The 23654-nt window shown below is 60.6% G+C and carries 24 protein-coding genes and 4 pseudogenes; 14 read left to right on the top strand and 14 right to left on the bottom strand.

All coding sequences use genetic code 11. From position 1 onward, the window contains the following. Positions 1-963: pseudogene (locus AC0V2S_RS20455) on the bottom strand (ABC transporter substrate-binding protein); the annotation flags it as partial. 282 nt (positions 964-1245) lie between these two features. Between AC0V2S_RS20455 and AC0V2S_RS20460 the strand changes: the two are divergent. From AC0V2S_RS20460 to AC0V2S_RS20475, 4 genes are all read left to right on the top strand, one after another. Next, positions 1246-2346 carry a sigma-54 interaction domain-containing protein gene (locus tag AC0V2S_RS20460; RefSeq protein ID WP_475511320.1) on the top strand — a complete coding sequence of 367 codons (1101 nt, stop codon included), beginning with the start codon at positions 1246-1248 and terminating at the stop codon, positions 2344-2346. Between the two features lie 84 nt (positions 2347-2430). Further along, positions 2431-3354, top strand: a complete 924-nt coding sequence (locus AC0V2S_RS20465; protein ID WP_475511321.1) for a pyridoxal-phosphate dependent enzyme — start codon at positions 2431-2433, stop codon at positions 3352-3354. Between the two features lie 76 nt (positions 3355-3430). Beyond that, positions 3431-3943, top strand: a complete 513-nt coding sequence (locus tag AC0V2S_RS20470) for a hypothetical protein (protein WP_475511322.1) — start codon at positions 3431-3433, stop codon at positions 3941-3943. A 13-nt stretch (positions 3944-3956) separates the two neighbouring features. Beyond that, positions 3957-4406, top strand: coding sequence for a DUF421 domain-containing protein (locus AC0V2S_RS20475; protein WP_475511323.1), 450 nt, complete (start codon positions 3957-3959; stop codon positions 4404-4406). A gap of 72 nt (positions 4407-4478) precedes the next feature. On the opposite strand, the gene AC0V2S_RS20480 is transcribed toward AC0V2S_RS20475, so the two are convergent. The 8 genes and pseudogenes from AC0V2S_RS20480 to AC0V2S_RS20515 form a co-directional block, all read right to left on the bottom strand. Continuing rightward, complete coding sequence (locus AC0V2S_RS20480; protein WP_475511324.1) at positions 4479-5261, bottom strand: exodeoxyribonuclease III; 783 nt, start codon at positions 5259-5261, stop codon at positions 4479-4481. A gap of 11 nt (positions 5262-5272) precedes the next feature. Beyond that, the gene (locus AC0V2S_RS20485) at positions 5273-6439 is read right to left on the bottom strand and encodes a zinc-dependent alcohol dehydrogenase (protein ID WP_475511325.1); all 1167 of its coding nucleotides are present in this window, start codon (positions 6437-6439) and stop codon (positions 5273-5275) included. 92 nt (positions 6440-6531) lie between these two features. After that, positions 6532-6888, bottom strand: a complete 357-nt coding sequence (locus tag AC0V2S_RS20490; protein ID WP_475511326.1) for a hypothetical protein — start codon at positions 6886-6888, stop codon at positions 6532-6534. 180 nt (positions 6889-7068) lie between these two features. Continuing rightward, positions 7069-7556: pseudogene (locus AC0V2S_RS20495) on the bottom strand (DUF3304 domain-containing protein). Positions 7557-7617: 61 nt separating this feature from the next. Further along, positions 7618-8628 carry a T6SS phospholipase effector Tle1-like catalytic domain-containing protein gene (locus AC0V2S_RS20500; RefSeq protein ID WP_475511327.1) on the bottom strand — a complete coding sequence of 337 codons (1011 nt, stop codon included), beginning with the start codon at positions 8626-8628 and terminating at the stop codon, positions 7618-7620. 364 nt (positions 8629-8992) lie between these two features. Continuing rightward, the gene (locus AC0V2S_RS20505; RefSeq protein WP_475511328.1) at positions 8993-9517 is read right to left on the bottom strand and encodes a hypothetical protein; all 525 of its coding nucleotides are present in this window, start codon (positions 9515-9517) and stop codon (positions 8993-8995) included. 375 nt (positions 9518-9892) lie between these two features. Beyond that, positions 9893-10421: pseudogene (locus AC0V2S_RS20510) on the bottom strand (DUF3304 domain-containing protein). After that, positions 10418-11197, bottom strand: a complete 780-nt coding sequence (locus AC0V2S_RS20515; RefSeq protein WP_475511329.1) for a DUF4123 domain-containing protein — start codon at positions 11195-11197, stop codon at positions 10418-10420. Before AC0V2S_RS20515 ends, AC0V2S_RS20510 begins: the two are co-directional and overlap by 4 nt. A 430-nt stretch (positions 11198-11627) precedes the next feature. Here AC0V2S_RS20515 and AC0V2S_RS20520 point away from each other — a divergent pair, with 430 nt between their 5' ends. The 7 genes and pseudogenes from AC0V2S_RS20520 to AC0V2S_RS20550 all read left to right on the top strand — a co-directional run. Continuing rightward, the gene (locus AC0V2S_RS20520) at positions 11628-12221 is read left to right on the top strand and encodes an ATPase domain-containing protein (RefSeq protein ID WP_475511330.1); all 594 of its coding nucleotides are present in this window, start codon (positions 11628-11630) and stop codon (positions 12219-12221) included. After that, positions 12206-12493: an ATPase domain-containing protein gene (locus AC0V2S_RS20525; protein ID WP_475511331.1), complete on the top strand. Its 288-nt coding sequence runs from the start codon at positions 12206-12208 to the stop codon at positions 12491-12493. Before AC0V2S_RS20520 ends, AC0V2S_RS20525 begins: the two co-directional genes overlap by 16 nt. Continuing rightward, a complete protein-coding gene (locus tag AC0V2S_RS20530; RefSeq protein ID WP_475511332.1) occupies positions 12462-13052 on the top strand; it encodes an ATPase domain-containing protein in 591 nt (196 codons plus the stop codon). Before AC0V2S_RS20525 ends, AC0V2S_RS20530 begins: the two co-directional genes overlap by 32 nt. Before the next feature lie 35 nt (positions 13053-13087). Further along, on the top strand, positions 13088-13327 hold the full coding sequence (locus AC0V2S_RS20535) for a hypothetical protein (RefSeq protein WP_475511333.1): 240 nt from the start codon (positions 13088-13090) through the stop codon (positions 13325-13327). Continuing rightward, complete coding sequence (locus tag AC0V2S_RS20540; RefSeq protein WP_475511425.1) at positions 13281-13739, top strand: circadian clock KaiB family protein; 459 nt, start codon at positions 13281-13283, stop codon at positions 13737-13739. The genes AC0V2S_RS20535 and AC0V2S_RS20540 overlap by 47 nt, the downstream gene beginning before the upstream one ends. Then, the gene (locus AC0V2S_RS20545; protein WP_475511334.1) at positions 13660-13995 is read left to right on the top strand and encodes a circadian clock KaiB family protein; all 336 of its coding nucleotides are present in this window, start codon (positions 13660-13662) and stop codon (positions 13993-13995) included. Before AC0V2S_RS20540 ends, AC0V2S_RS20545 begins: the two co-directional genes overlap by 80 nt. A gap of 10 nt (positions 13996-14005) precedes the next feature. Continuing rightward, a pseudogene (locus tag AC0V2S_RS20550) lies at positions 14006-15514 on the top strand (hybrid sensor histidine kinase/response regulator); the annotation flags it as partial. 124 nt (positions 15515-15638) lie between these two features. On the opposite strand, the gene AC0V2S_RS20555 reads toward AC0V2S_RS20550, so the two are convergent. Both AC0V2S_RS20555 and AC0V2S_RS20560 read right to left on the bottom strand, forming a co-directional pair. After that, on the bottom strand, positions 15639-16064 hold the full coding sequence (locus AC0V2S_RS20555; protein WP_475511335.1) for a low affinity iron permease family protein: 426 nt from the start codon (positions 16062-16064) through the stop codon (positions 15639-15641). A gap of 114 nt (positions 16065-16178) precedes the next feature. Next, positions 16179-18377, bottom strand: a complete 2199-nt coding sequence (locus AC0V2S_RS20560) for an ATP-binding protein (RefSeq protein WP_475511336.1) — start codon at positions 18375-18377, stop codon at positions 16179-16181. Positions 18378-18509: 132 nt separating this feature from the next. On the opposite strand from AC0V2S_RS20560, the gene AC0V2S_RS20565 reads away from it, so the two are divergent. Further along, the gene (locus AC0V2S_RS20565; protein WP_475511337.1) at positions 18510-19244 is read left to right on the top strand and encodes a substrate-binding periplasmic protein; all 735 of its coding nucleotides are present in this window, start codon (positions 18510-18512) and stop codon (positions 19242-19244) included. Here the strand turns inward: AC0V2S_RS20565 and AC0V2S_RS20570 are convergent. Next, positions 19186-19863: a TetR/AcrR family transcriptional regulator gene (locus AC0V2S_RS20570; protein WP_475511338.1), complete on the bottom strand. Its 678-nt coding sequence runs from the start codon at positions 19861-19863 to the stop codon at positions 19186-19188. The two genes, AC0V2S_RS20565 and AC0V2S_RS20570, sit on opposite strands and share 59 nt — an antisense overlap. 94 nt (positions 19864-19957) lie before the next feature. On the opposite strand from AC0V2S_RS20570, the gene AC0V2S_RS20575 reads away from it, so the two are divergent. Next, on the top strand, positions 19958-20617 hold the full coding sequence (locus tag AC0V2S_RS20575) for an O-methyltransferase (RefSeq protein ID WP_475511339.1): 660 nt from the start codon (positions 19958-19960) through the stop codon (positions 20615-20617). Between the two features lie 198 nt (positions 20618-20815). Next, a complete protein-coding gene (locus AC0V2S_RS20580; protein WP_475511340.1) occupies positions 20816-21211 on the top strand; it encodes a hypothetical protein in 396 nt (131 codons plus the stop codon). Here AC0V2S_RS20580 and cobA read toward each other — a convergent pair. Together cobA and AC0V2S_RS20590 are read right to left on the bottom strand one after the other, a co-directional pair. After that, positions 21208-21960, bottom strand: coding sequence for a uroporphyrinogen-III C-methyltransferase (gene cobA, locus AC0V2S_RS20585; protein ID WP_475511341.1), 753 nt, complete (start codon positions 21958-21960; stop codon positions 21208-21210). The two genes, AC0V2S_RS20580 and cobA, sit on opposite strands and share 4 nt — an antisense overlap. 19 nt (positions 21961-21979) lie before the next feature. Then, positions 21980-23647, bottom strand: coding sequence for a bifunctional protein-serine/threonine kinase/phosphatase (locus tag AC0V2S_RS20590; protein ID WP_475511342.1), 1668 nt, complete (start codon positions 23645-23647; stop codon positions 21980-21982). Positions 23648-23654 lie beyond the last annotated feature (7 nt).

Here is a 23654-nt window from a genome sequence, read left to right on the forward strand (position 1 = left end):
CACTTCTTCACGAATCAGCTTGTTTTCGAAGGCGTAGTGGGAAAGAGCCTGGTAGTGGGCTTTGAGCTGCGCATCGCTTTTTGGCGCCCAGCGATCTTCCAGGCCACGGGGTCGCCTTGGTCGTCTCGGCGCAATACGCTTTCAGCGGTGCCAGCTTTGGACGACAGCGTGTAGTACGCGTCGCGATTCTGCTCCTGGGAAATCCACCAGGCCGCTTTTACCCACGCGGTGGCCAGCAACTGGGTCACGTCCGGGTAGCGCTGCACGAAGTCATCGGTGCCCCACAGATCCGAGACCAGACGCCAGGAGTTGTCGCCCTGTTTGGTCGACCAGATGATCTTGCCCACGCCTTTGTCTTCCAGGGCATAGGCGTCGTTGAGCAAGACGGCGGCATCCACTTTGCCAGCCGACACCGCAGCCGCGCCCACTTGCGGGTTGAGGTTGGCGATTTTGAAGTCAGCGAGGCTCAGGTTCTTGCTGGCCAGAAAGTTGGTGAATGCAAACTCCCACGGCCGGCCGCGGTGCAGGGCCACGCGTTTGCCTTTGAGGTTCGATGCTGGTGGCCGTGGAGCCGGCCGGTACCACCAGGTACACGTTGTTGCCGCTGCCGCCGGGCACGATCAGTTTGCCTGGCACGCCACCGGCGCCGCCGATGACGGAGGGCAGGTCGCCGCGTACGGCGAAGTCGATGCTGTTGTTGGTAAAACCTTCGTTGATCTGCGGACCGGCGCCGGCGTGGGGCAGGGCGATCCAGTCGATCTTGATGCCTTGTTTGGCCAGCTCCTGTTCCAGCCAGCCTTCTTCAATCACACGGCCGGGAATGCCGCCGAAGGTCGGTTTACCGCCCTGGGTAAACGCCACGATGGCAATTTTTACCGAGGTGGGTTTTTCCGCAGCCACCACGCCCAGGCTGAAGGCCAGGGTCGCCAGCGCTGCAAGGCCGTTACGCCAAAGTCTGTTCATGTTGCTCTCCTTGCGGCGGAACATCCGCGCTTTAAGGGCCCAGAGCAGAATGCATGCCAGGCGCCGCAAGGCCCGTAAACAGGAGGTTGTAGCGATGCAGTGGGGGGCAGTCAGGCTTTTTATGCTGGTGGTCGCGCAACGATTGCTGACCGGTTGCTGCTCCAGCAGCAGTGTTTCTTCATAGATACAAATCGAATATATAAAGATTAATTAATAATTTTTTTATCTATGCCTCCTTCGTGCATGATTGCCGCAGCGCCCTTTGCCTGCCAGGTATGCACTATGTCGTTGCTCACCCATCCCAATGCCCGCGAACTGACTAAATCGGTGCGTGCCACCGTGCTGGTTTTCAAAGATCCGCGCTCACAGGAATTGCTCAGCCGTATCGAGCGCTTGGCCCCCAGTGAGGCCAATGCGCTGATCATTGGCGAGACCGGCACCGGTAAGGAATTGGTCGCCCGGCATATCCACAACCTCAGCAACCGCAGCAAAGAACCCTTTGTGGCGGTGAACTGCGGCGCCTTCGCCGAAACCCTGGTGGAAAGCGAACTGTTCGGCCACGAGAAAGGCGCCTTTACCGGCGCCACCACAAGCAAGGCTGGCTGGTTTGAAGCGGCCAAAGGCGGCACGCTGTTTCTCGATGAAATCGGCGACCTGCCGCTGAACATGCAGGTGAAATTGCTGCGGGTGCTGCAGGAGCGCGAAGTGGTGCGCCTGGGCTCGCGTACACCCATTCCCATCAACGTGCGTTTGGTGGCTGCCACCAACGTCAACCTGGCGGACGCGGTGGTCGCCGGGCATTTTCGCGAAGACCTGTTTTACCGCCTGCACGTCGCCACCATCCGCCTGCCGCCACTGCGCGAACGGCCGGGCGACATCATGCCGCTGGCCGAATTCTTCATGGAAGAACACTGCCAGCGCCTGGGCTACAAACGCGCCAGCCTTAGCGAGGAGGCCGAGCGCAAACTGCTGAGCCACAGCTGGCCGGGCAATATTCGTGAACTGGAAAACGCCATTCACCACGCGTTGCTGGTATGCCGCAATGAACGGGTGCAGCCCAACGACTTGCACCTGGTGGACATGCGCTCCGCCGGCATTCGTCACGAGGCAGCAGTGCCTGCTGCGCTCAGCCAAGCCCCGGCGCCGGTTGCGGCGGGCCCGGCGGATCTGGAAGCGGCGTTGATCGAGTTGTTCGAACGCAACCATCCCGACCTGTACGAGCACATCGAGGAAACCATCTTTCGCACCGCCTACCGCTTCTGCCATGGCAACCAATTGCAGACCGGGCGACTGCTGAATATCAGCCGCAATATCGTGCGGGCGCGGCTGGAAAAAATCGGCGAAATCGCACCGTCCTCGCCGCGGCTGGGAAGCTTGGGGTAAGGGGAAACGGCGGATATTCGCATTGCGAATATTCGCCCTACGGTTATTCTGCGGCCCTCGTTTTTTTCTACCCGAGGTTTTTCCATGCCGCTGCATATCCAAACGCCCCTGCTGCAATCACGCCCGCTCAGCCTGCAAACCGGTAAAACCGTGTGGCTCAAAATGGAAGCGTTGCAGCCTGTGGGGTCGTTCAAGATTCGCGGTATTGGCGCAGTCTGCGAAACCTACGCAGCTCAGGGTAAAACCCGCTTTGTGTCTTCCTCCGGCGGCAATGCCGGTATCGCCGCGGCCTATGCCGGCCGCCAGCTGAATATTCCAGTCACCGTGGTCGTACCTGAAACCACCACCGCACGCGCCAAAGCGCTGATCGAACAGCAGAACGCCGACGTGATTGTGCACGGCGCCTCGTGGATGGAAGCCAATGCGCTGGCTCAATCGCTGCTCGATGACAACACCGCGTTTATCCACCCCTTTGACAACGCCGAGATGTGGGCCGGCCACGGCAGCCTCATCGACGAAGTGGTGAGCGCCGGTATCGACTTTGATTCGGTGATTGTGGCGGTGGGCGGCGGCGGTTTGTTGTCCGGCGTAATCGCCGGCCTTGACCGCAATGGCCTGGGCCAACTGCCGGTACTGGCCGTGGAAACCCACGGCGCCGATTCGCTGGCGCAATCGGTGGCCGCCGGCAAACGCATCGAGCTGCCGGCCATCACCAGCATCGCCACGTCGTTGGGCGCCAAGGCCGTTTGCGAAAACGCCTTTGCCGTTACGCAGACTCATAACATCCGCTGCGCCACCGTGACGGACCTGCAAGCCGTGCAAGCCTGCGAACAATTCCTCCACGACCACCGCGTAGTGGTCGAGCCTGCGTGCGGCGCCGCATTGGCTGCGTTGTATAGCGCCGATGCCGAGCTGACCGGCGACTTCCAGCGCCCGTTGGTGATCGTGTGTGGCGGCGCGACGGCGACCCTGGAGCAGATTCAGCAGTGGCGTAAACAGCTGAGCTGAGTGCGGACACACAAACACCTCGAACCAATGCCGCTTCGCTTGAGTCCACCACTCATTGGCAAACGCGGAGTGGGGCATGAAGCTGACCGAAGACGAGGCGCGTAGCCGCAGTGAACCGGTGCAGGAAAATATGCCGGTGCAACAGCGCTTGTGGCGCTCGGAGAGTCAGGGCCTTTGGTGGATGCTGGCGGTGGTGCTGCTCACGCTGCTGGGGCTGTTTTCCCATGGCCTGTTGAGCACCACCCACCAGGCCAGCGCGCAGGGCCAGTTGCGCGTGGACTACGAACGCTTTCTGCGCAATGGCGCAAGTTCCAGCATGACGATTGAGCTGCACGGCCAACCGGGCAGCGAACTGACGCTGACTATCGAAGGCGAACTGCTCGATGGCCTGTCGGTAGAAGGCATCACGCCGCCCGCAGAACACGCCGCCACCTACGCCCAGTCGGGCATGCAGCTACAGCTGAAGGCCGATGCACAGGGCACCGCGCGGGTGCATCTGGAAGTACGCGCCGATGGCCTGGGCCGCTACCACTCGGTACTCGCCGCCAGCGGCCAGCGCCTGGCACTCAACCAATTTATCTATCCCTGACGCCGAGGCTTTAATGGACGCAGTGTTGCGCGCGGTTGGTATTTATCTGGTGCTGCTGGTGATCTTCAAATTCGCCGGGCGGCGGTCGTTGTCCGAGCTGACCATCTTCGATTTCATTCTCTTGCTGATCATCAGCGAGGCCACGCAGCAAGCGCTGCTGGGCGATGACTTTTCCTTTACCAATGCGGCGCTGGTGATCGTCACGTTGGTCGCCATCGACGTGGTGCTGTCGCGGCTGCAATGGCGTTGGCCGCAGTTCGACACCTGGATGGAAGGCTCACCGACCATTGTGGTGGAGAACGGCGTGGCCCTGGACGGGCGCCTGAAGGCCATGCATATGCGCGTGGAAGACATCATGGAAGCTGCGCGGGAAAAGCAGGGGCTGGAGCGGCTGGACCAGATCAAGTTCGCCATTGTGGAGAAGAACGGCAAGATTTCGATTATTCCAACAGAGAGCAATTAGCCTGCGCGGGCACCAAAAGCATCGAGGCTGAAGCCTCTCCCACAAGGTGTGGCGATTTCCTGCAAAAGAGGGTTACGGCTTGAGCTCGATCCACGTCGGCGCATGGTCACTCGCGTGCTCCTGATCCCGCACCCAACGGTCTACCCCGGCATTCACCAGCTTCTTCTTCAACCCTTTGCTCAACAGCAGATGGTCAATCCGCAGCCCCGAGTTGCGCTGCCAGTGCTGGCGAAAATAGTCCCAGAACGTAAACACCTGCTCATCCGGAAACTGCGCGCGCAACGCATCGGTCCAGCCCTGTTTTAACAACCGCTGATAACACTCACGGCTTTCCGGTTGCAGCAACGCATCCTTGAGCCAGGACTTGGGGCTGTAGATATCGAAGTCGGTGGGCACCACGTTGTAATCGCCGGCCAGCACCACCGGATGGCCGCTGGCGAACAGGCCTTCGGCGTGAGCCAACAGGCGCTCGAACCACGCCAGCTTGTACTCGAATTTGGGCCCCGGTTGCGGGTTGCCGTTGGGCAAGTACAAACACCCCACCAGCACGCCATGGGCGGCGGCTTCGATATAGCGGCTCTGGTTGTCCTGCGCATCACCCGGCAACTCATCGCGCACCTGCAACGGCTCCATGCCCTTGGCCAGAATGGCCACGCCGTTCCAAGCCGATTGGCCTTTCCACACCACGCCATACCCGGCATCGCGAATCGCGCTGGCGGGGAATTTGTTATGGGCGGTTTTCAGCTCTTGCAGGCAGACGATGTCCGGCGCCTCCCGCTCCAGCCAGGCGAGCAGGGCGGGCAAGCGGGTTTGAATGCCGTTGAGGTTGTAGGTGGCAATACGCAGGTTGGCCACGTCGGTGCTCCTTACGGCCGCAGAATGACCTTGCGGCACTCGTCGTCTGCCTTGTCGAAGATCTTGTAGCCCTCGGCGGCGTCAGACAGGCGCATGCGGTGGCTGATGATGATCTCCGGACGCAGTTCGCCCGCCTGAATATGCTCCAGCAAGGTCGGCAGCAAGCCATGCACATGGGTCTGGCCCATCTTGAAGGTAATGCCTTTGTCGAACGCATCGCCGAACAGAAACCCGTGAATAAAGCCGGCATACACACCCGGCACACTCACCGTGCCGCCACGCCGTACTGCCGCGATGCATTGGCGCAAAGCGGCGCCGCTGCTGGCTTCCAGCTTCAGCGCGGTGAGCACGGTTTCGGTGGTGCTGCCTTTGGCTTCAAAGCCGACAGCGTCGATGACTGCGTCCACACCGCGCGAGCCCATGGTCTGCTCGATGATGGCGGCAGCCGGGTCGTCTACTTCGCTGAAATTGATGGGAATGACCCCATAGGTGCGCGCCGCATACTCAAGGCGATAGGCGTGCTGGTCCACCATAAAAATCTGGTCGGCGCCGAGCATATGCGCGCACGCGGCTGCCATAAGCCCCACCGGCCCGGCGCCGAAAATCGCCACGCTGCTGCCGGCTTTTACGCCCGCATTGATCACCGCCTGGTAACCGGTGGGCAGAATGTCGGAGAGAAACAGCACGCGCTCGTCGTCCAGTTCATCCGGAATTTTAAAGGGCCCGACATTCGCCTTGGGCACCCGCACAAACTCCGCCTGGCCGCCCGGTAAACCGCCGTACAAATGGCTATAGCCGAACAGCGCCGCGCCGGAGGGAATCTGTTTTTTATTCAGAATGGCGCCGCGCCCGGGGTTGGTGGTTTCGCAGGCGGCCTGCAGGTTCATCTCGCAGAAAAAGCAGCTGCCGCAGGCGATCACGAACGGCACCACCACACGGTCGCCCTTGGCCACCGCCGTTACCGCACTGCCGGCTTCTTCGACGATGCCCATAAATTCGTGGCCAAACACATCGCCGTGTTTTACCTGGGGAATCTTGCCGCGATACAGGTGCAGGTCGGAACCGCAGATGGCGGTGGCGGTGACCCGCAAAATAATATCGTCCGGCTCCTGGATGACCGGGTCGTCAACGGTATCGACCTGAACGTTATGGCTGCCGTGGTAAGTGAGTGCGCGCATCGGGAGTGCTCCATCGAGAGGAACGACCAGCAAAAAAATCCCGGCGCCTTACGGAGCCGGGCAAGTCTGTCGCTGGGAGGGTAAATCGGGGGTCATGCCGACATGGCGGCATTTAGATGCGGACGCACATGGGCCAGGGGACGCTGGGAAAGGCGTTTGGCTTTGGTGACGTGAATCGGGCCTTCATAGGTGGGCAGGCGTTGCCATACCCACTGGGCGCCGGCGCCTTTCCAGGAGAGCTCGCCGGAGGCCAGCTTCATATCGCGCTGGATATCGCGCACCACGTCCTTGATTTTCGCTTCGTTGAATACCGCTTCGCTGGCGATCACCTTGGTGATCTGGTGTTCGCCGCATTTCAGGGCCAGCACCAAGGTGCCGTCCGGACGAGGAGTTACGGCTACTTCCTGGCCAGGGAAGGATTGAAACAGGTAGTTGATCGCCAGTTGCATGGTTGTTCGCTCCGTTTTGTTTTTTGAGATGCAAACAGAGAGCAGCTGGCGTGCCAGGTTTTTAAATTCGTTTAAGTCTAATAAAATCAATTAGATAGGTTTCGCTGATATCACCATGCTATTTGCAGACTGCATGGTGGCCGGGGTGGCTGCATGCAATCTGCAAGTTTCGCAGGGGCGTTATTGCAACGCGGGGGCGGGGCAGGTGGCGGGGATGGGGAGGTTTAGCGGGGTTTTGATGGGGTATTCGGGTTGGCCGTAGGCGTAACAGGAGGTGGTGACCTGGATTTCGTCGCAGGGCAGGAATGGACGGTTAGGCCGCAGGTTTTTTGGCCGGTGTAGTCGGGGATGGGGACTTGTTTGGAGTGTTGGCGTTTCAATGCGTCATTCTTTTCCACCCACGTTAAATATTTCGGGCGGTCAGCATATCCAGGAAACCCATCTGGATATGCTACCCCCGTTTCCCAATCCACTTTCACCGTCATCCCCGGCATCCAACGCGCCGGTGCGGCGTAGCCCCATCCACCGCCGCCACGTTGATAGGGGCCGATACTGTCATAGGCTGGCTGCCCATCCACGCTAAACCGGTTAATTGCCCAATGCGTATGGTTGATGCCGTAGAGGGCGCCCGCTGTCGCCGCTTCTGATGACAGCAGTAGCGCCGTCATGCAGAGGGCCCTTACCGATGCAACGCCGCTAGGCGTCGGACTTATGTGATTGCGACGACACTTAAACGGACTCATCGGCACCCTCCACAAGCGATGCCAGATAGAGGCGATAACGCTCTGCTGACTCTTCCTGTATCTGGGCCAGACGCTCAGGGGTCAGTTCCGGTAATGGATTGGGCATCAGGTGGTCGGCGAGCAGTGCGCGGTCTTGCTGAGCGTTTATCGCCAGCTCACGCCGGTTCGGTTCGCCAAAAAACACCATTCGCTCACGGAAATAACTGCCCATAGGCTCGCGCCCCCACGAGTAGAAAAACCAGGCTCTGGAGTCGTGCACCTGATCGTCAAACAAGGCTCGAAGCAGGCCTGTGGGTTGGTTGGCGTTGAGGGCTTCGTCCACCCGTCCGCGGTGGTCGTCGTCCATATGGTTGTAAAAGCCGTCCGGTGGTGGAAAGAGCTGGCCGACGCGCGCTCGACCTGCCGCCTTCATATGCAGGCATTCGACGCCGGCATCGACGTGGATAACGTCGTACACGTTAACGGGCGGCATATAGGCGGGTATCAGGCGGTCGATCACAAAGCGCAGGTGCTCAGGGTTACGAAAGTCTTGGCCAAACTCTCGCGCCGCTTCACGCAGTTGAGTTTTGCCCAGGTCCGGATCGAAGTCTTTGACGCCCGGCTCAGGAAGCTTGGGCTCCGTGCGGAGGAATACCGCAATCTCGGCAGCACCTTTACGAGTTTCCTCGACCTCTTTCTGCGCCCTTTTACGCGCTTCCCGGGCTTGAGCCAGTGCCACGGGGTCGCTATGGGTATCGGATGCCAGACGATAGAACGGCGTTTGTTCTAGGCTGGCGAAGGCGTAGCGATCGATGCGCCAGGCGGTTAACCAGCCGAGTTGGTGTTTGTGTGCTTGTTCGAGGGTGTCGGTGGCGAGGATGGGGTGGTAGTGCTCGGTTTCGTTTTGGGGGAGGGGTTCGGCTGCTGTGGGAAGACCGAGGGTTACGTGGCGCCAGGCGTTGAAGCGATCCGTGAGCACTGGGGAAGCACCGAAAGCTTTTTCAACATCAGCTTCCATGGAACGCCACCTTTGGTGTTGTAGATTTTCTGGCACGGCGTCACTTGGAACCTTCAGTGGCGCACCATTAGAAAAAGCATCAGCGTAGAGATCATGCAGGGCAATTTGCGAAAGCAAGAGGGCGTCTCCCTCAAAATTACCCCCACTAAAAGCCTTGCCTTGATCCCCAGGCGGATACCCACCGCCAATATCCGAGTGCACACCCGGATAAATCACTTCCTGACTGTTAACCGGATACCCCCCGTTTCACGGCGAATGGAGTCCAACGGAAAACACAACCGCTGCTCATGGCCAGAGACCAGGTGCAAACAACGCTTAACCAGATAGTTACCGCCGGGCAATTGCTGCGTGTTGTCCGCCCAGCTCATCTGGCCATTAGCACCGGGTATCGGGTCGGCCATTCCCACAGAGGCCACGGTATCCAGCAGCCCCAGGTACTGCACCTGAACTGGCAGGCGATGCCGTCCAGCACTATCGCCGGCTGGGTTGGGTCTTCATGGTCAAGCAGCTCATGAAGCCATTTAACGAACGCGCGGGCGCCAGCGGCCCCGCGTGAAAACCCGTACACATACAGACGAAGCCCCACCAATTTGGGCCTGCCCAGGCTGGGTTGTTGGATGGCGATTCGCAAGGGCGTTGCCATTGCCTGCAATTGACGCTTGAACTCATTTCGGCGACGAGTAAGGCCCTGCATACCTGCTATGTCGCCCATGGCCTGGACCGATTTCAAGAGCGCGGCATCGTCCAGCCTTGGTAGCTCCACTAGCTGGCGCAGCGCGTCCAGCACCATCAGCAAACCCCAATTGATCCGCTCTTCGCCGTACCGGGCAAACGCCAAGCCCGTGGCCGTATAGTCAAAGTCACCAACTTCCGGAAAGGGCGTACCCACGCCTGGCATGTAGTACTTGAAGTAGTTGTTAAGCCCGGTGCCAGGTGGGTCAACCAGCCTTCGACGCCTGCTGCACCACCGGCATACCCATTGCCGATAGTGGCGCGAAATAGCCGAGCAATATTGGTGGGATTCGGGACGGTGGAGCGATAGAGGTCGTTGAACAGGTTGTTGCCCGTGCCGTCGAAAAACAGGCTGACATGCAAGGTTTCGCTGCAGGGTCGCAACACGCGACGGCCCGCGGCGATGCACAGGGAATCGTGGTAGTCGACGCACATCTGTTCCTGCATTCGAATATTTTCGAAACCTGTTGCGGACGTCTGGGCAAGCGACCCAACAAAGGGAATTGTGGCGGATAGCAAACCGGCGAATGAGTCACTGTGGGCATGACGTAGGCTCCGGCAGTTGCAGCGCGGTTTTTATCGGGTATTCGGGGCTGCCATAGGCGAAGCAGGAAGTGGTGACGCGCAGTTCATCGCAAGGCAAAAAGTGGACAGTCATGCCGCATACTTTCTGGTCGGTGTAATTCGGGACTGGAACCAGCTTTGAATGTTTGCGCGTTTGCGCGTCTATTTTTTCAACCCATTTAAGGTATTTGGGCCAGTCGGCATAACAGGAGACGCCTCGGCATATGCCACCCCCGTCTCCCAATCCACCCGCACCGTCATCCCCGGCACCCACCGCGCCGGCGCGAATACCCCCATCCGCCGCCGCCCCGTTGATACGGCCCGACCACGTCATAAGCCGGATTCCCATCCACGCTAAACCGGTTAATTGCCCAATGCGTATGGTTGATCCCATACAGCGCGCCAGCCTGGACCACCCCAACGAACAGCCCCGTGCCCAGCACACAGCCAACTGCCGCACCAACAACACCGGCAAAACCCCTAGTTTCAGATTTCATACCGGGTCCCCCTTGCGCAGTTGCTCCAGCGCGAAGGCTTGCCGCTGGCTGTCGACAATCAACCCGACTCGCGTGGCCTCCCGCATCGCGGCGTAGCACCGCTGGAAGTTCTGCTCGGACTTGCAGTCAGCTAACACATCGTCGAACGTCCTTAACGCCACGGTGGCATCAGATGCGCAGCCCAGGATTTCCAACTGCGCGTCAGTTAGCTCGAACGGGTTCTGCTTGTCGGCGAACTCCGGCGGCCCCGCCACCCCTGCCAGGCGTTGCGGTATTCCATCGCGGTCAAGCCAGCTCCAGCTGACAACGGGCCGCAGTAGCCGCTGCTGTTGCCGAGGTTCAAGTACATCGCGCATCAGTAGGGGAAAAGTTCGCGGGTCGTAGTAGCGGAAAAGGCCGATAGCGCCGCCGAAGCGAGCCTCCATGCAGTGCCCGAAAAATACGCACAGGTCGCTGAATGGCCAGGGTGAATGCAGGGCGAGCACGCCTGAGCAGGGTTCCAAGGTGGTAAGCAGGTTTTCGAGCCAAAACTGCTGCATGGGGTCGCACAGGTCGACTTGAATCAACAAGGGCGCCAGGTCGATTAGGTGGGCTTCAGGCAAGCCGGTAAACAGTGAATGAACGGCCTGCGGGGAAATCACGCTGGTGATGGTGGTCCAGATCGGAGTGGGGCTGCAGGCCTGGTCAAATATAAAAACAGGTTTGTGTCTGGCGTGTGGGTGCGGTCTTGCTGCATCAGGTCGAACCAGGCGGTGATTAGCGCGGGATTCATGCATGTTCCTCCCTGGCAGCACAGCGTTGCTGTGGGAATGTCACACGCAATGAAGGAGATAAAAGGGGGTGTTTTTTTCGGCATGTAAACCTCGGCACAGGGCGGAAATAACCGCCACCACGTTGGCGGCGTCGAGCCAAGGGGAGGGGAGGAATACGTCCTTGATTCGTGCTGCCGAGTAGAGCCTGCAATAGCTGCGCGCCGCAGCCAGACGGTTCGAAAGGAAGGTGGGGAGCGGTCCGACAATCCGCTGCGATCTCACCGAGCGACAGCGAAGCCCGGGCGGGCTGCGAGCATTGACGGACAAAGACGGTTTTGCCATCAAATTGCTATAAGAAATATCGACCTTTTCAAAACCTTGCAGTCGGAGTGCATAGGAAGCTGTATGCCGTTGCGTATGCAGCCATCACTCACGATTACAAAGGTGATCTGAATTGGCCGAGACGCCATCTGCCACTGCGCAACCCGCCACACTGAAGAAAGTGGCCACCGGTATTACCGGTTTCGACGAAATTACCCTGGGCGGCCTGCCAAAAGGGCGGCCCACGCTGATCTGCGGCTTTGCCGGCTGCGGCAAAACCCTGTTTGGCATGAGCTTCCTGGTTAACGGCGCCACCCAATACGGTGAGCCCGGCGTATTTATGAGCTTCGAGGAGCGCACCCAGGACCTGATCGAAAACGTCGGCTCCCTGGATTACAACCTGCAAGCCCTGGTAGACCAGAACCTGCTGGCCATCGACCACGTGTACGTCGACAGCAGCGAAATCGAGGAAACCGGCGAGTACGACCTCGAAGGGCTGTTTGTCCGTCTGGGTTACGCCATCGACAGCATCGGCGCCAAGCGCGTGGTGCTCGACACCATCGAAGCACTGTTCTCCAGCTTCAAAGACGCCGCCGTGCTGCGCGCCGAACTGCGTCGACTGTTCTACTGGCTGAAAGAACGCGGCGTAACGGCCGTTGTCACCGGCGAGCGCGGTGAAGGCTGCTCACCCGTTACGGCATTGAAGAGTACGTGTCGGACTGCGTGATTCTGCTGGATAACCGCGTAGTCGATCAGATCACCACGCGCCGCCTGCGGGTGATCAAGTACCGCGGCTCGTCCCATGGCACCAACGAATATCCGTTCTTTATCGACGAGCAAGGCCTGACGGTGATGCCTATCACCGCCGCTGGCCTGGATCACCTGGCCCTGGAAGAAATCGTACCTACGGGTATTGAGGGGCTGGACCGTATGCTGGATCGCGGCGGTTTATTTCCGTGGCTCCAGCGTGCTGGTCTCGGGCCTGGCCGGTACGGGTAAAACCACCTTCGCCGCCAGCTTCGTAAATGCCACCTGCCGACGTGGCGAGCGCTGCCTAATGTTTTCCTTCGAGGAAGCTGAGAGCCAATTGCTGCGCAATCTCGGCTCGGTGGGCCTGAAGCTCAAGGGCTATATCGACCAGGATCTGCTGCGGGTGGAGTCGGCACGGCCGAGCCTTTATGGCCTCGAAGTGCACCTGGCGCGCAATTTACGGGAAATCAGCGAGTTCAAACCGCACACCGTGATCATCGACCCGATCTCGGCGTTCCACGGTCCGCAGTCGGAAGTGCACGCCACCTTGCTGCGCCTGGTCGACCTGCTGAAGCAGCGCAATATCACCGCCATCTTCACCAGCCTGAGCGATGCGAAAACCATCCGTGGCGAGCTGGATCGGGCGATTTCCTCGCTGATGGACACCTGGGTGTCGCTGTCCAGCGTCGAGGCCGATGGCGAATACAACAGCCTGCTGTATGTGCTCAAGGCCCGTGGCATGGGGCACTCCAACCAGGTGCGCGAATACCACATCGATCAACGCGGCATTACGTTGGTCTCACCCTAATCGGCCCCCATGGCGTACTCACCGGTTCTGCCCGGTTGAACCAGGAAGCCCGTGAACGCCGCGAAGCCGAACTGCGTAAACAACTGATCGAGCAGCGCAAGCGCGAGAAACAGAAAAACCGCAACGAGCTGGAACGCAAGATCGCCGAAATGCGCGCTGCATTGGACGCCCAGGAGCAGGAAGAATCGCTGCTGGACGGTGATGAAAGCCGCCAATTGCAAAGTGACGATGACATGCGTCAGCAACTGGCACACGCACGAGGAGTCGTCGAATGACTACGACCGAGGCGCAACAAGCCCAACCCATCGACCGTCACGCCTTGGCCAGCCAGGGCATTACGCCCTGCGCCTGTACATCGCCGGGCAGACGCCGAAATCCGTCACGGCGCTGCGCAACCTGCAGCGCATCTGCGAGGAATACCTGGCAGGGGTGTACAGCATTGAAGTGATCGACTTGCGCGTAACCCCCCAACTGGCGGCAGGCGATCAGATACTCGCCTTACCGACCTTAGTGCGGCACTTGCTACGCCGCTGGTCAAAATCATTGGCGACTTGTCCAACACCGACAAAGTATTGGTCGGCTTGGACATTCGCCCAGAGCCGAACAATTGAGCCAACTGCCGCACGAACCGCAACAGTCATCCACACCGCAAACCGACGGTGGAAACACCCAAACGGAATTTTGTGAGCTGCGTTTGTATGTATCCGGCAACACCACCCGTTCTACGCGGGCCATACAGAACCTGCGCAACGTCTGCGACAGCGAACTGGCCGGCGCCTATTCGCTGGAAGTGATCGACATCTACCAAAACCCCAGCGCCGCGCGTGACGCGCAGATCATTGCGGTGCCTACGTTGATGAAGCTCAAGCCCATGCCCGTACGTTTACTGATTGGTGATTTGTCCGATACCGCTACCCTGCGTAGCGCCCTGGGTATCGAGTGAGGTCCTGCCTATGATCGAACGCGAAGAAGGGTTGACCGACGAGCAATATATTCAGGCCCTGACGGGCAAACTGCGCGAGGCCGAAGAGACGCTGGAAGCCATTCGCACCGGCGCCGTGGACGCGCTGTTTATCGACACCGGGGAGGGCGTTAGCGTCTACACCCTGGAAAGCGCCGACCGCCCATACCGCACGCTGATCGAGCAGATGCAGGAAGGCGCCGTCACCTTGTCGCTCGACGGCTTTGTGCTGTACGGCAACGAGCGGCTCGGCGAGATCGTGCACCGGCCGCTGGAAAAAGTGGTCGCGCGCGACTTCAGCGAATTTATTGCCAGCGCCGAGCGCGAACGCTTCCGCCAATTCCTCGCCGACAGCGCCGAAGAAGCGGTACGCGCGGAGTTCAATTTGCGCTCCGAAGATGACCACCTGTTTCCCGCCTATTTGTCCTTCCGCGCCTTGGCCCTGGACAGCAGCGAAGAGCCGATTATCTGCGGTGTGGTCACCGACCTTACCGAGCAACGGCTGCTTGAAGCGCGGCTGAGCCAGGCGCAGAAAATGGAGGCGGTGGGGCAACTCACCGGCGGCCTGGCCCACGACTTCAACAACCTGCTGCAAGGCATCAAAGGCAGCCTCGATCTGATTGCCCGGCGTCCCGATTCTGAAAAAGTGGTGAAGTGGACCGAGGCCGGCCTGAAAGCCGCCGACCGTGGCGCCAAGCTGACCGCGCAACTGCTGGCGTTTTCCCGTTCGCAGAAGCTCGAGCTGCAACCGCTGCGCATCAACTCCGTGATCCGCGATATGACCGATCTGCTGGTGCGCACCATCGGCACCTCGGTGCGCATCAAGCTCAACCTGGAAACCTCCGATCAACTGGTGCTCAGCGATCCCACGCAGCTTGAGCTGGCCATTCTCAACCTGGCCCTCAACGCCCGCGACGCCATGCCCACCGGCGGCACCCTGAATATCACCACCCAACACCACCCGCAGCCCGCCGAGGGCGCGCCCCATGGCCTGATGCAGATCTGCATCGCCGATACCGGCGTGGGCATGAGCGAAGAGGTGCGGCTAAAAGCGTTCAACGCTTTCTTCTCCACCAAAGGCATTGGTGCCGGCACGGGGTTGGGTTTGGCCCAGGTGCAAAGCATCGTCGAGCAATCCAACGGCTGGGTGCAGTTGATGTCGTCCCCTGGAGCGGGCACCCAGGTGTTCCTCACCATGCCCTATACCCAGGAAGGCGAGCACGTAGAGAAATCCGTCCATGCGGTTGCCAGCGCGCCGCAACTACACGGCAAACGGGTGATGCTGATCGACGACGACCACGACGTGCGCCGCGTGGTGATCGATATGCTGGAAGTGCTCGGCCATCAGGTACGCGAGGCAGACAGCGGCCTGGCAGGACTAAAGCTGATCGACGTGCAGGTGCCGGATATCGTGCTGCTGGACTTTGCGATGCCGCATTTGAACGGCGCCGAAGTGGCGAAGTTGCTCCGCGAGAAACACCCGGATTTGCCGCTGATCTTTATCAGCGGTTCTCCGACACTGCGCAGTTGCAAGCCGCCGTTGGCAGTGGCGCTACGGTGCTGCGCAAGCCGTTCACCATTGACCGGTTGGGGGAGATGCTGGAGCAGTTCGGATAGAGCCAAAATCAAACGCCTGAAGAGCGGGTTTGCTCACCTACCTCCTGCACGTTGTCACACAGCTGCTGCAAGCCCTCGGCGCCGCCCGGCATATCCCCCAGTTCGGCATACCGCTTGCGCAAGGTTTTGAGGTCGTCGGCTGTCAGCTTGTCCAGATCCAGCAGCGCGTCATTGGCGTTTTTCGTCACGCGCAGCAACTCATCGATCTTGATATGCAGCAGATCGTTGTCGCGGTTCTGGGTGTTTTGAATCAGGAACACCATCAAGAACGTGATGATCGTGGTCGAGGTATTGATGATCAGCTGCCAGGTATCGTTGAAGTGAAAGTAGGGGCCGCTGCAAGCCCAGATAAACAACAACAGCAACGCCGCCTGAAAGGTTCGCGCTTCACCCGCCCAGCGCGACAGGGCTTGAGAAAACCGACTGAATCGCATGATTGGCCTCACCAGATATAACGACGGAGTGGGCGCGGCCCTGTGCCCTCAACACACCCAAAAAACCGGGGTGTCACATCCTGTTACTGGTAGAGCTAGGCGCCGCTGGCGTGTTCAATCTTTCGTTGAGGGCCGGCGCAAGGCGTTGCCGAGCATCTGTGCGACCTGCTCGGCGGAGTAGGGTTTGTGCAGGAATTCAAACCCCTGAAAACCGTCATCCGACAGCGTCTGGCTGTAGCCGGAAGTGAGGATGATCGGCAGCGCGGCGCGGCGTCGGCGCAGTTCCTTGGCCAGCTGTACGCCGCCGATGCCCGGCATCACCACATCGGAAAACACCGCGTCGAACTCCAGCGCATCGGGGCCCATGCGTTGCAGAGCTTCTTCGGCGGTGCTGGCCCAGGTCACGTCGTAACCCAGGTCTTGCAGCATGTCGGCGGCAAAGCTACCGATTTCGCGGTTGTCTTCCACCACCAGCACCCGTTGCCGCTCGCCGGCAGGCACCTGTGGAGCGGCGCTGACAGCCAGGTGTGGCGTTTGCACCTCGGCGTCCACCTGGGGCAGAAACAAGGTGAAGGTGGTGCCTTGGCCGGGCACGGAATACACATCCACATCGCCGCCCGACTGCTTGGCAAAGCCGAACACCTGCGACAACCCCAGCCCCGTGCCCTGGCCCACTTCCTTGGTGGTGAAGAAGGGTTCAAAGATGCGCCCCAACACCTGCGGGCTAATGCCGGCGCCGGTATCGGTGACGGCAATGGCCGCCAGCAATCCGGCCTGTGCAGCGGGCTCGCTGGCGGCCGGCATGCGCTGGTTGCAGGTCAGGCGCACGGTGAGTTGGCCTTCGCCGCCCATGGCGTCGCGGGCGTTGATGGCCATATTAATCAGCGCGGTTTCCAGCTGGCTCAGGTCGGCGCGAATAAAACAGGCTTGCCCCGGCAGCTCCAGCACCACGTTGATCCGTGAGCCGGCGGCCGAGTCGAGCATGTCCAGCAACGCTTCCAGCCGCTGGCCCACCTCAAACACTTCCGGGTTCAGCGGCTGACGGCGGGCGAAAGCGAGCAGTTGGCCAGTGAGCTTGGCGCCACGTTCGATGGTGTTGGAGATGGTGTCGATATAGCGGTTACGGCGCTCAGCGGCGAGATCACCACGGCGCAGAAAATGGATGGACGAGCGGATGATGGTCAGCAGGTTGTTGAAGTCATGGGCCACGCCGCCGGTGAGCTGACCGATGGCTTCGAGTTTTTGCGCCTGACGCAACTCGGCTTCGGTTTCCACCAGCCGCGCGCTGCGTTCCTGCACCCGCTGCTCCAGGTTGCCGTTGAGGGCGGCGAGAGCGTTGATGGCTTCGCGCAGTTCGGCATCGGCGCGCACCCGCTCGATATGCGCCCAGGAGCGCTCGGTGACTTCGCGCAGCAGGCCCAGGTCCGCTTCGGTCCAGCGCCGCGGCACCTTGTCGTGAATGGCCATCAGCGCGGTGAGGCGGCCGTCCTTGATCAGCGGCATGCAAATAGTGGCGGTGATGCCCAGGGCTTGATAGGCCGCCGCCTCGTGGGCCGGCAGCTCGCTGAGGTTATCGTTGATGATCAACGGTGACCCGGCGCCAAGGTTGCGCACCGCCAGCTCGCCAAAGTCGGCCAACTGGTAGATGCCGAGAATATGTGGCGAGCCAGGCGCGGCCCAGTCGCCGCGAATGGTGAAGCCGTCCTGGTCGGCATGCATATCGGCGTAGGCGCAGTTCGACAGGCCGAGCTGTTGCGCCAGCATGCGGGTGGTGGCGGCCAGAATCACATCCGCGCTGGTGGCCGTGGCCACCGCGCGGCCCAGGCCGTCGAGAAAGGCCAGGCGCTGGTTAGCCACCACGGTGGCGGTGGTTTCGGTCACGGTGTCGAGAATGCCCACCACCTGGCCGGTGTGGTCACGAATCGGGCTGTAGCAGAACGTGAAATACGCCTGTTCCGGCACACCACTGCGCTCGATAACCAACGGGAAGTCTTGCAGGTAGGTAGGCTGGCCAGCGAATGCGGCGGCGGCGATTGGCGCGATATCGCTCCAGGCCTCACTCCACACGTCGCTGAAGGGCCGGCCGATGGCCGACGGTTTATCGCCCAGCAACTCGTTAAAGGCCTGGTTGTGCAGGGTGGTCAGGCTGTCGCCCCAGACAATCGCCTGCGGGAAGCTCGACCCCAGGCTCAGGGCCACAGTGGTTTTCAATACATCAGGCCAGCTGTCGATCGGGCCCAACGGGGACGCGGCCCAGTCGTAGGCCCGAATCCGCTCCACCATCTGCTCGTCACCTTTGAGCCACTGCGCCATCTGTTTTATCCACGCTAAACGTTCTGGCGTTCGTTATACCGTCTGCATTGTTGCGCTCCAACCTTCACGGCAAAAAAGCCGCTGGCGCATGCTCTATAGTTTGCCGTGGGGATTCCAAAAGGGAGTGCGCGGGTGCGAGCGTTCTGGTGTGGCGTTATCTGGCTGTGTCACGTGGCTGCCGCGCAGGCGGTCGAGCAAATAACGCTGTTCTGTTATCAGCAGCAGTCGCCCTATGTGGTCGATTTCGACGACGAGAAAGGGCTGTATTTCGACCTGACCCAGCGGCTGAATGATCTGCTGCCGGCCTACCATTTTTCCATTCGCGACATTCCCCGGCGCCGCCTGGATCGCCAGCTGGCCGCCGGTGAGCTGCACGGTCTGGTGTTAGGCGTAAATCCCGGCTGGTTCGGCGATTCGCCGACGTACACCTACAGCCAGCCGTTTATTGAAGACGCCAACGTGCTGGTGTCGCGCAATAGCGGCGAGGTCAGCCGCGTAACCCTGGACACCCTGGCCGGCCATCGCCTGGGCCTGGTTGCAGGGCATCAGTTCCCCGAGTTGGACGCCTGGCTGCTGACCGGCAAAGTCAGCCGCGAAGACAGCGTGAGCGAAACTGTGAACCTGCAACGCCTGCAGCGCGGCTGGATAGATGCCACCGTGGTCGGCACACGCACCTTGGCGTTTTACCTGCACACCGAGCCGTCGATGCGCGATCACGTATTTGCCGCCGAGCCTGCGCTGTACACCTACCGCCGCCATTTCCTGGTGCCCACCGCGTATACGCGCGTGCTGGCGGAGTTGAACCGCGCTATTGACTCGCTGAGCGCCGACCCCGTTTGGCAGGCGAAGCTGGCGGCGTATCAGTGAGCTGCTGCAGGTAGCTGCAAAACATCTGCGCCATGGCCTCGCTATAGGTGTTCACCTCGGCTGGCGTGCGTGGGGTTTCAGAAAACTGTTTGCCGACGGCGCTCATGGTGTCGGTGATCAACTGCCCGGCCAGGTCGCGCGCGGCGTCGCTGGCCGCCGGCAATGCCTCCTGCATAAACGTGCGCATGGTCTGCTCGGCGTTGGCCTTGATGGCCTGCGCTTCCGGCGCATCGCGGTAGAGCGGGGCGGCGTCATTCAGGGCTACGCGCATTTGCGCTTCATCGCATTCGGACTGAATAAACGCATGCACCAGCGTGTGAATACGCTGCAGCGGCGGCTGCGTGGTGTTGGTGAGAATGGCGCCGAGCAGGTCGGTGGTTTGCGTCCATTCATCCCGTTGCAGACGAAACAGAATGGCCGCCTTGTTGGGAAAATACTGATACAGCGAGCCAATGCTCACGCCGGCGCGCTCGGCCACCCGCGCAGTGGTAAAACGCGCCGCACCTTCTTTGGCCAAAACCTGAGTAGCGGCCTGCAAAATGGTCGCTACCAGCTCCGCAGAACGGGCCTGTTTAGGCTGTTTACGCGAGGAAATACGCGGGCTTTGGCGTTCGGTCATGGCGGCCTCGGGCAATGCGAATAGTAAAACGCGAGTGATTGCTCGCATTCTAGCGAGGCGCAATCAAGCGTTCAAACGAGCTTCTGGAGCCCCCATGACCACCCTTACCAGCCAACCTGTCGCCAGCCTGTTGCAGCGCCTATTTAGCGAAGCCGATGCCACCAGCAGCAGCCCAGTTTTCGACAGTTTTTCCCGTACTGAACTTACCCGCCTGATGCACAGCAAAACCGAGTACCAGGATTTTTACGCACGGCTTAAAGACCTGCCGCTGGCCGTGTCGCCAGCCACCGGCACCTTGCTCTATATGTTGGCGCGCAGTTGCAAGGCGCAGAGCATCGTCGAGTTTGGTACCTCGTTCGGTATCTCCACGTTGCACTTGGCGGCAGCGCTGCGTGATAACGGCGGCGGCCGGTTGATCACCAGCGAATTCGAAGCCTCGAAAGTGACCAAGGCCCGTGGCCATCTGCAAGAGGGCGGGTTGCTGGATCTGGTGGAGATCCGCGAGGGCGATGCGCTGCAAACGTTGGCGGTGGATTTGCCGGAGAGCATCGACCTGGTGCTACTTGACGGCGCCAAAGCGCTGTACCCGCAAGTGCTGGCGCTGCTCGAAAGCCGCTTGCGGCCGGGGGCGTTGATCGTTGCCGATAACGCCGATTACAGCCCCGAGTATTTGCAGCGCGTGCGGTCGGTGGAGAGCGGTTATTTGTCCATTCCGTTTGCTGAGGATGTGGAGCTGTCGATGCGTGTGGTGTGAGGTCCAATCGAGGCTAACCGGAGCGCCGGACCGGCCTCTCCCACAGGAGATCACCGTACCCAGTGGGAGAGGCTTCAGCCTCGATGCTTTCGCTAGTGACATTCCCCAACCGCCTGGGTAATGTGCCTGCAGTTAGCCATTACTCATTTTCTAGCAAGGGATGCCACGATGAGAGATAGGGATATTGAAATTGGCGATATGAACGCTGTCGACCTGACCGACGTTTATGCACCGCCTTCTGCAAGCCTGAATACCCAGCCAAGCAACGAATCCATTGCCCGAATTACCCGGTTAAAGAAGGGAATGCTGTATTCCTTCTTCTCGATTTTCATCGTCGCCTTCGTCGTGACGGGGCTGGTTCCAGACATCGACAAACACGAGTGGATCCAAGGGCTACTCGGAATTGTCGTCGTGACCTTATGGATTTCGAAGCTGACCTTTATTTTCCTGCTGAATAAACGCATCAACTCGCTCTTCGATGCCTGCTTTCGGGTGTTTATTTCCCTGGTGCCTATCTTGGCGTTGTACGTACTGTATCGCTCCACTTACGACGCAAACAAAGCCATTAAGTTGGCTCGCCAGGCACAGGCTTAAGCGATTACGGCCGTCTGCCCACGCGGCACGGCGGCCATCTGGCCCAACCCCGCCACCTCACCAATCACCAACACCGCTGGCGCTTTGAGTGCAAACGCCAGCGCGTCTTCGCGCAAGGTCGCCATGCTGCTGCGGCATTCGCGTTGCTGGGGCAGCGAGGCGTTTTCGATCATCGCCACTGGCGTGTTGGCTGGAAGGCCGCCGGCCAGCAATTCGCGTTGCACTTCCTCCAATTTCGCCACGCCCATATAGATCACCAGCGTGGTGCCGCTTTGCGCCAGCGCCTGCCAGTTGAGGCTGCTGTCGTCCTGGGTGTGGGCGGTTACCAACGTAACGCCACGGGCGACGCCGCGCAGGGTGAGCGGAATGCCACATTGGGTGGCGCCGGCCAGGCCTGCGGTAATGCCGTTGACCAACTCCACCTCGATGCCGTGGGCGTGCAGCCAGTCTGCTTCTTCGCTGCCGCGGCCGAAGATGCACGGGTCGCCGCCTTTCAAGCGCACCACGCAATAGCCTTGGCGGGCGTAGCGCAGCATCAGGCGGTGGATAAATTCCTGGGGCGTGGAACGGCAGCCGCCGCGTTTGCCGACGGGGATGATTTTGGCGCCGGGGCAGTGTTCGAGAACGGCCGGGTTCACCAGGTCGTCGATCATCACCACCTGCGCCGCATTAAGCGCGCGCACGGCTTTGAGGGTGAGTAGTTCCGGGTCGCCGGGGCCTGCGCCAACCAGCCAGACTTTTGCGCTCATGGTGTCTCCTTGGTCGGTGTCATGCGTGCAACAGCCACGCGAGCACAATCACATTTATCAGCAGCGAAGCGAGGGCCAGCCCGCGCCACACTTTCAACGGTTCGCGCTCCAGTAACGGCCGAGGCCTTGCCACCGGTTGGTGCTCACCTTGCTGCAACGCCAACAGCCATTCTTCGGCCGTCTCGTAGCGCTGCGCAGGGTCAGTGGCCAGGGCTTTTTCCAGATTGTGCACCAGCCATTCCGGCACATCGGGCCGGTAGCGGCTGGCGGCAATCGGGGTGGCGAAGCGCGGGCGCTGGAAGGCTTCGATTTCGCCGTGGGGGTAGTGGCCGGTGAGCAGAAAGTAGAGCGTCACACCGGCGCTAAAAAGGTCCTGCGCCACACTCGGTGCGGCGCCGGCATAGGCCTCCGGGGCGATAAAACTTGGGGTGCCGGGCAGCTCGCCGTCGTCCTGGCGCGACAGGCCAGGGCAATAGGCAAGGCCGAAATCCAGCACCCGCAGTTCACCGTCGCTGCCCAGCAGCAGGTTTTCCGGTTTGATGTCCCGGTGCAGGATATTGCGCCGGTGCAACATGCCCAGCGCCCGAAGCAGGCGCGAGGCAATGTCCAGCCATTGGTTAAGGCCGAGGTTGCCGTGCATGTGGTGGTGCGCGGCCAAGGTGATGCCGTCGTGTTCGCGCATCAGGTAATACAGGTGCTGACGCTGGTTGGCGTGGTGCACCTCGGGAAAGTAACGGCCGGCCACCCGGCGCAAAAACCATTCTTCCTGCAGCAGGGCTTGCCCGGCGTTGCTGTCACTTTCCCGACTGGCTGGCAGGGTTTTCAGCAGCCAGGGTTGTTGCTGGGTGTCGGTAACACGGTAAAGCAGCGACTGACGGCTTTGACCAAGCACGGCCTCCACCTGCCAGCCTTCAAACTGTTGCCCCGGCTTGAGCGCCGGTGGCAGGGGCCATTGTTCGATTTGCCCGAGCACATCGCCGAGGCCGGTTTCACCCAGCTCATCGACGCGCACCAGTACGGCGCTGGCATTGTCCTGGCTGCCAGCCTGGTGGGCGGCGCTGACCAACGCCTGGCTGGCCGCTTGCAGCTGGGTTTCGTCACGCAGAATGCCGGCGATGGACGCCTCGCTGAGGGTCGCCCAAATGCCATCGCTCACCAGCAAAAAACTCTCGCCCTGGCGCAACTCGCCATCCAGGTAATCGACCACCAGATGCTGTTCCAGCCCCATGGCGCGCTTGAGCACATGCTGCATGCCTGGCTGGCCCCACACGTGGTCTTCGCTGATGCGCTGCAACTGGCCGGCGAACCAGCGGTACACCCGGCAATCGCCGATATGGGCGAGGGTAAATTGCTTGCCGCGCACCACCAGCGCACTGAGCGTGGTGAGCAACGGTTGCCCGCCACCGTTGGCATGCAGCCAACGGTTTTGCGCCAACAGCAAACGATCCAGCGCCTGCGCCACGCCCCAGGTTTCCGGGGTGGCGTAGTAATCCAATGCCAGGGCCTGCAAGGTTGAACGCGCCGCCAGGCCGCCGTCGGCGCATTGGCTTACGCCGTCGGCCAGGGCAAACAGATAGCCCTTGCTGGCGGCCAGGGCCGGGGCCGGAGTGACCAGGCGCACAGCGTCTTGATTCTCCGCCCGTGGCCCGCTGGCGCTGGCTTCGGCGTAGCTCAATTGCAGGCTCATGGTTGGC

This window comes from Pseudomonas sp. CC11G, from assembly GCF_056174845.1.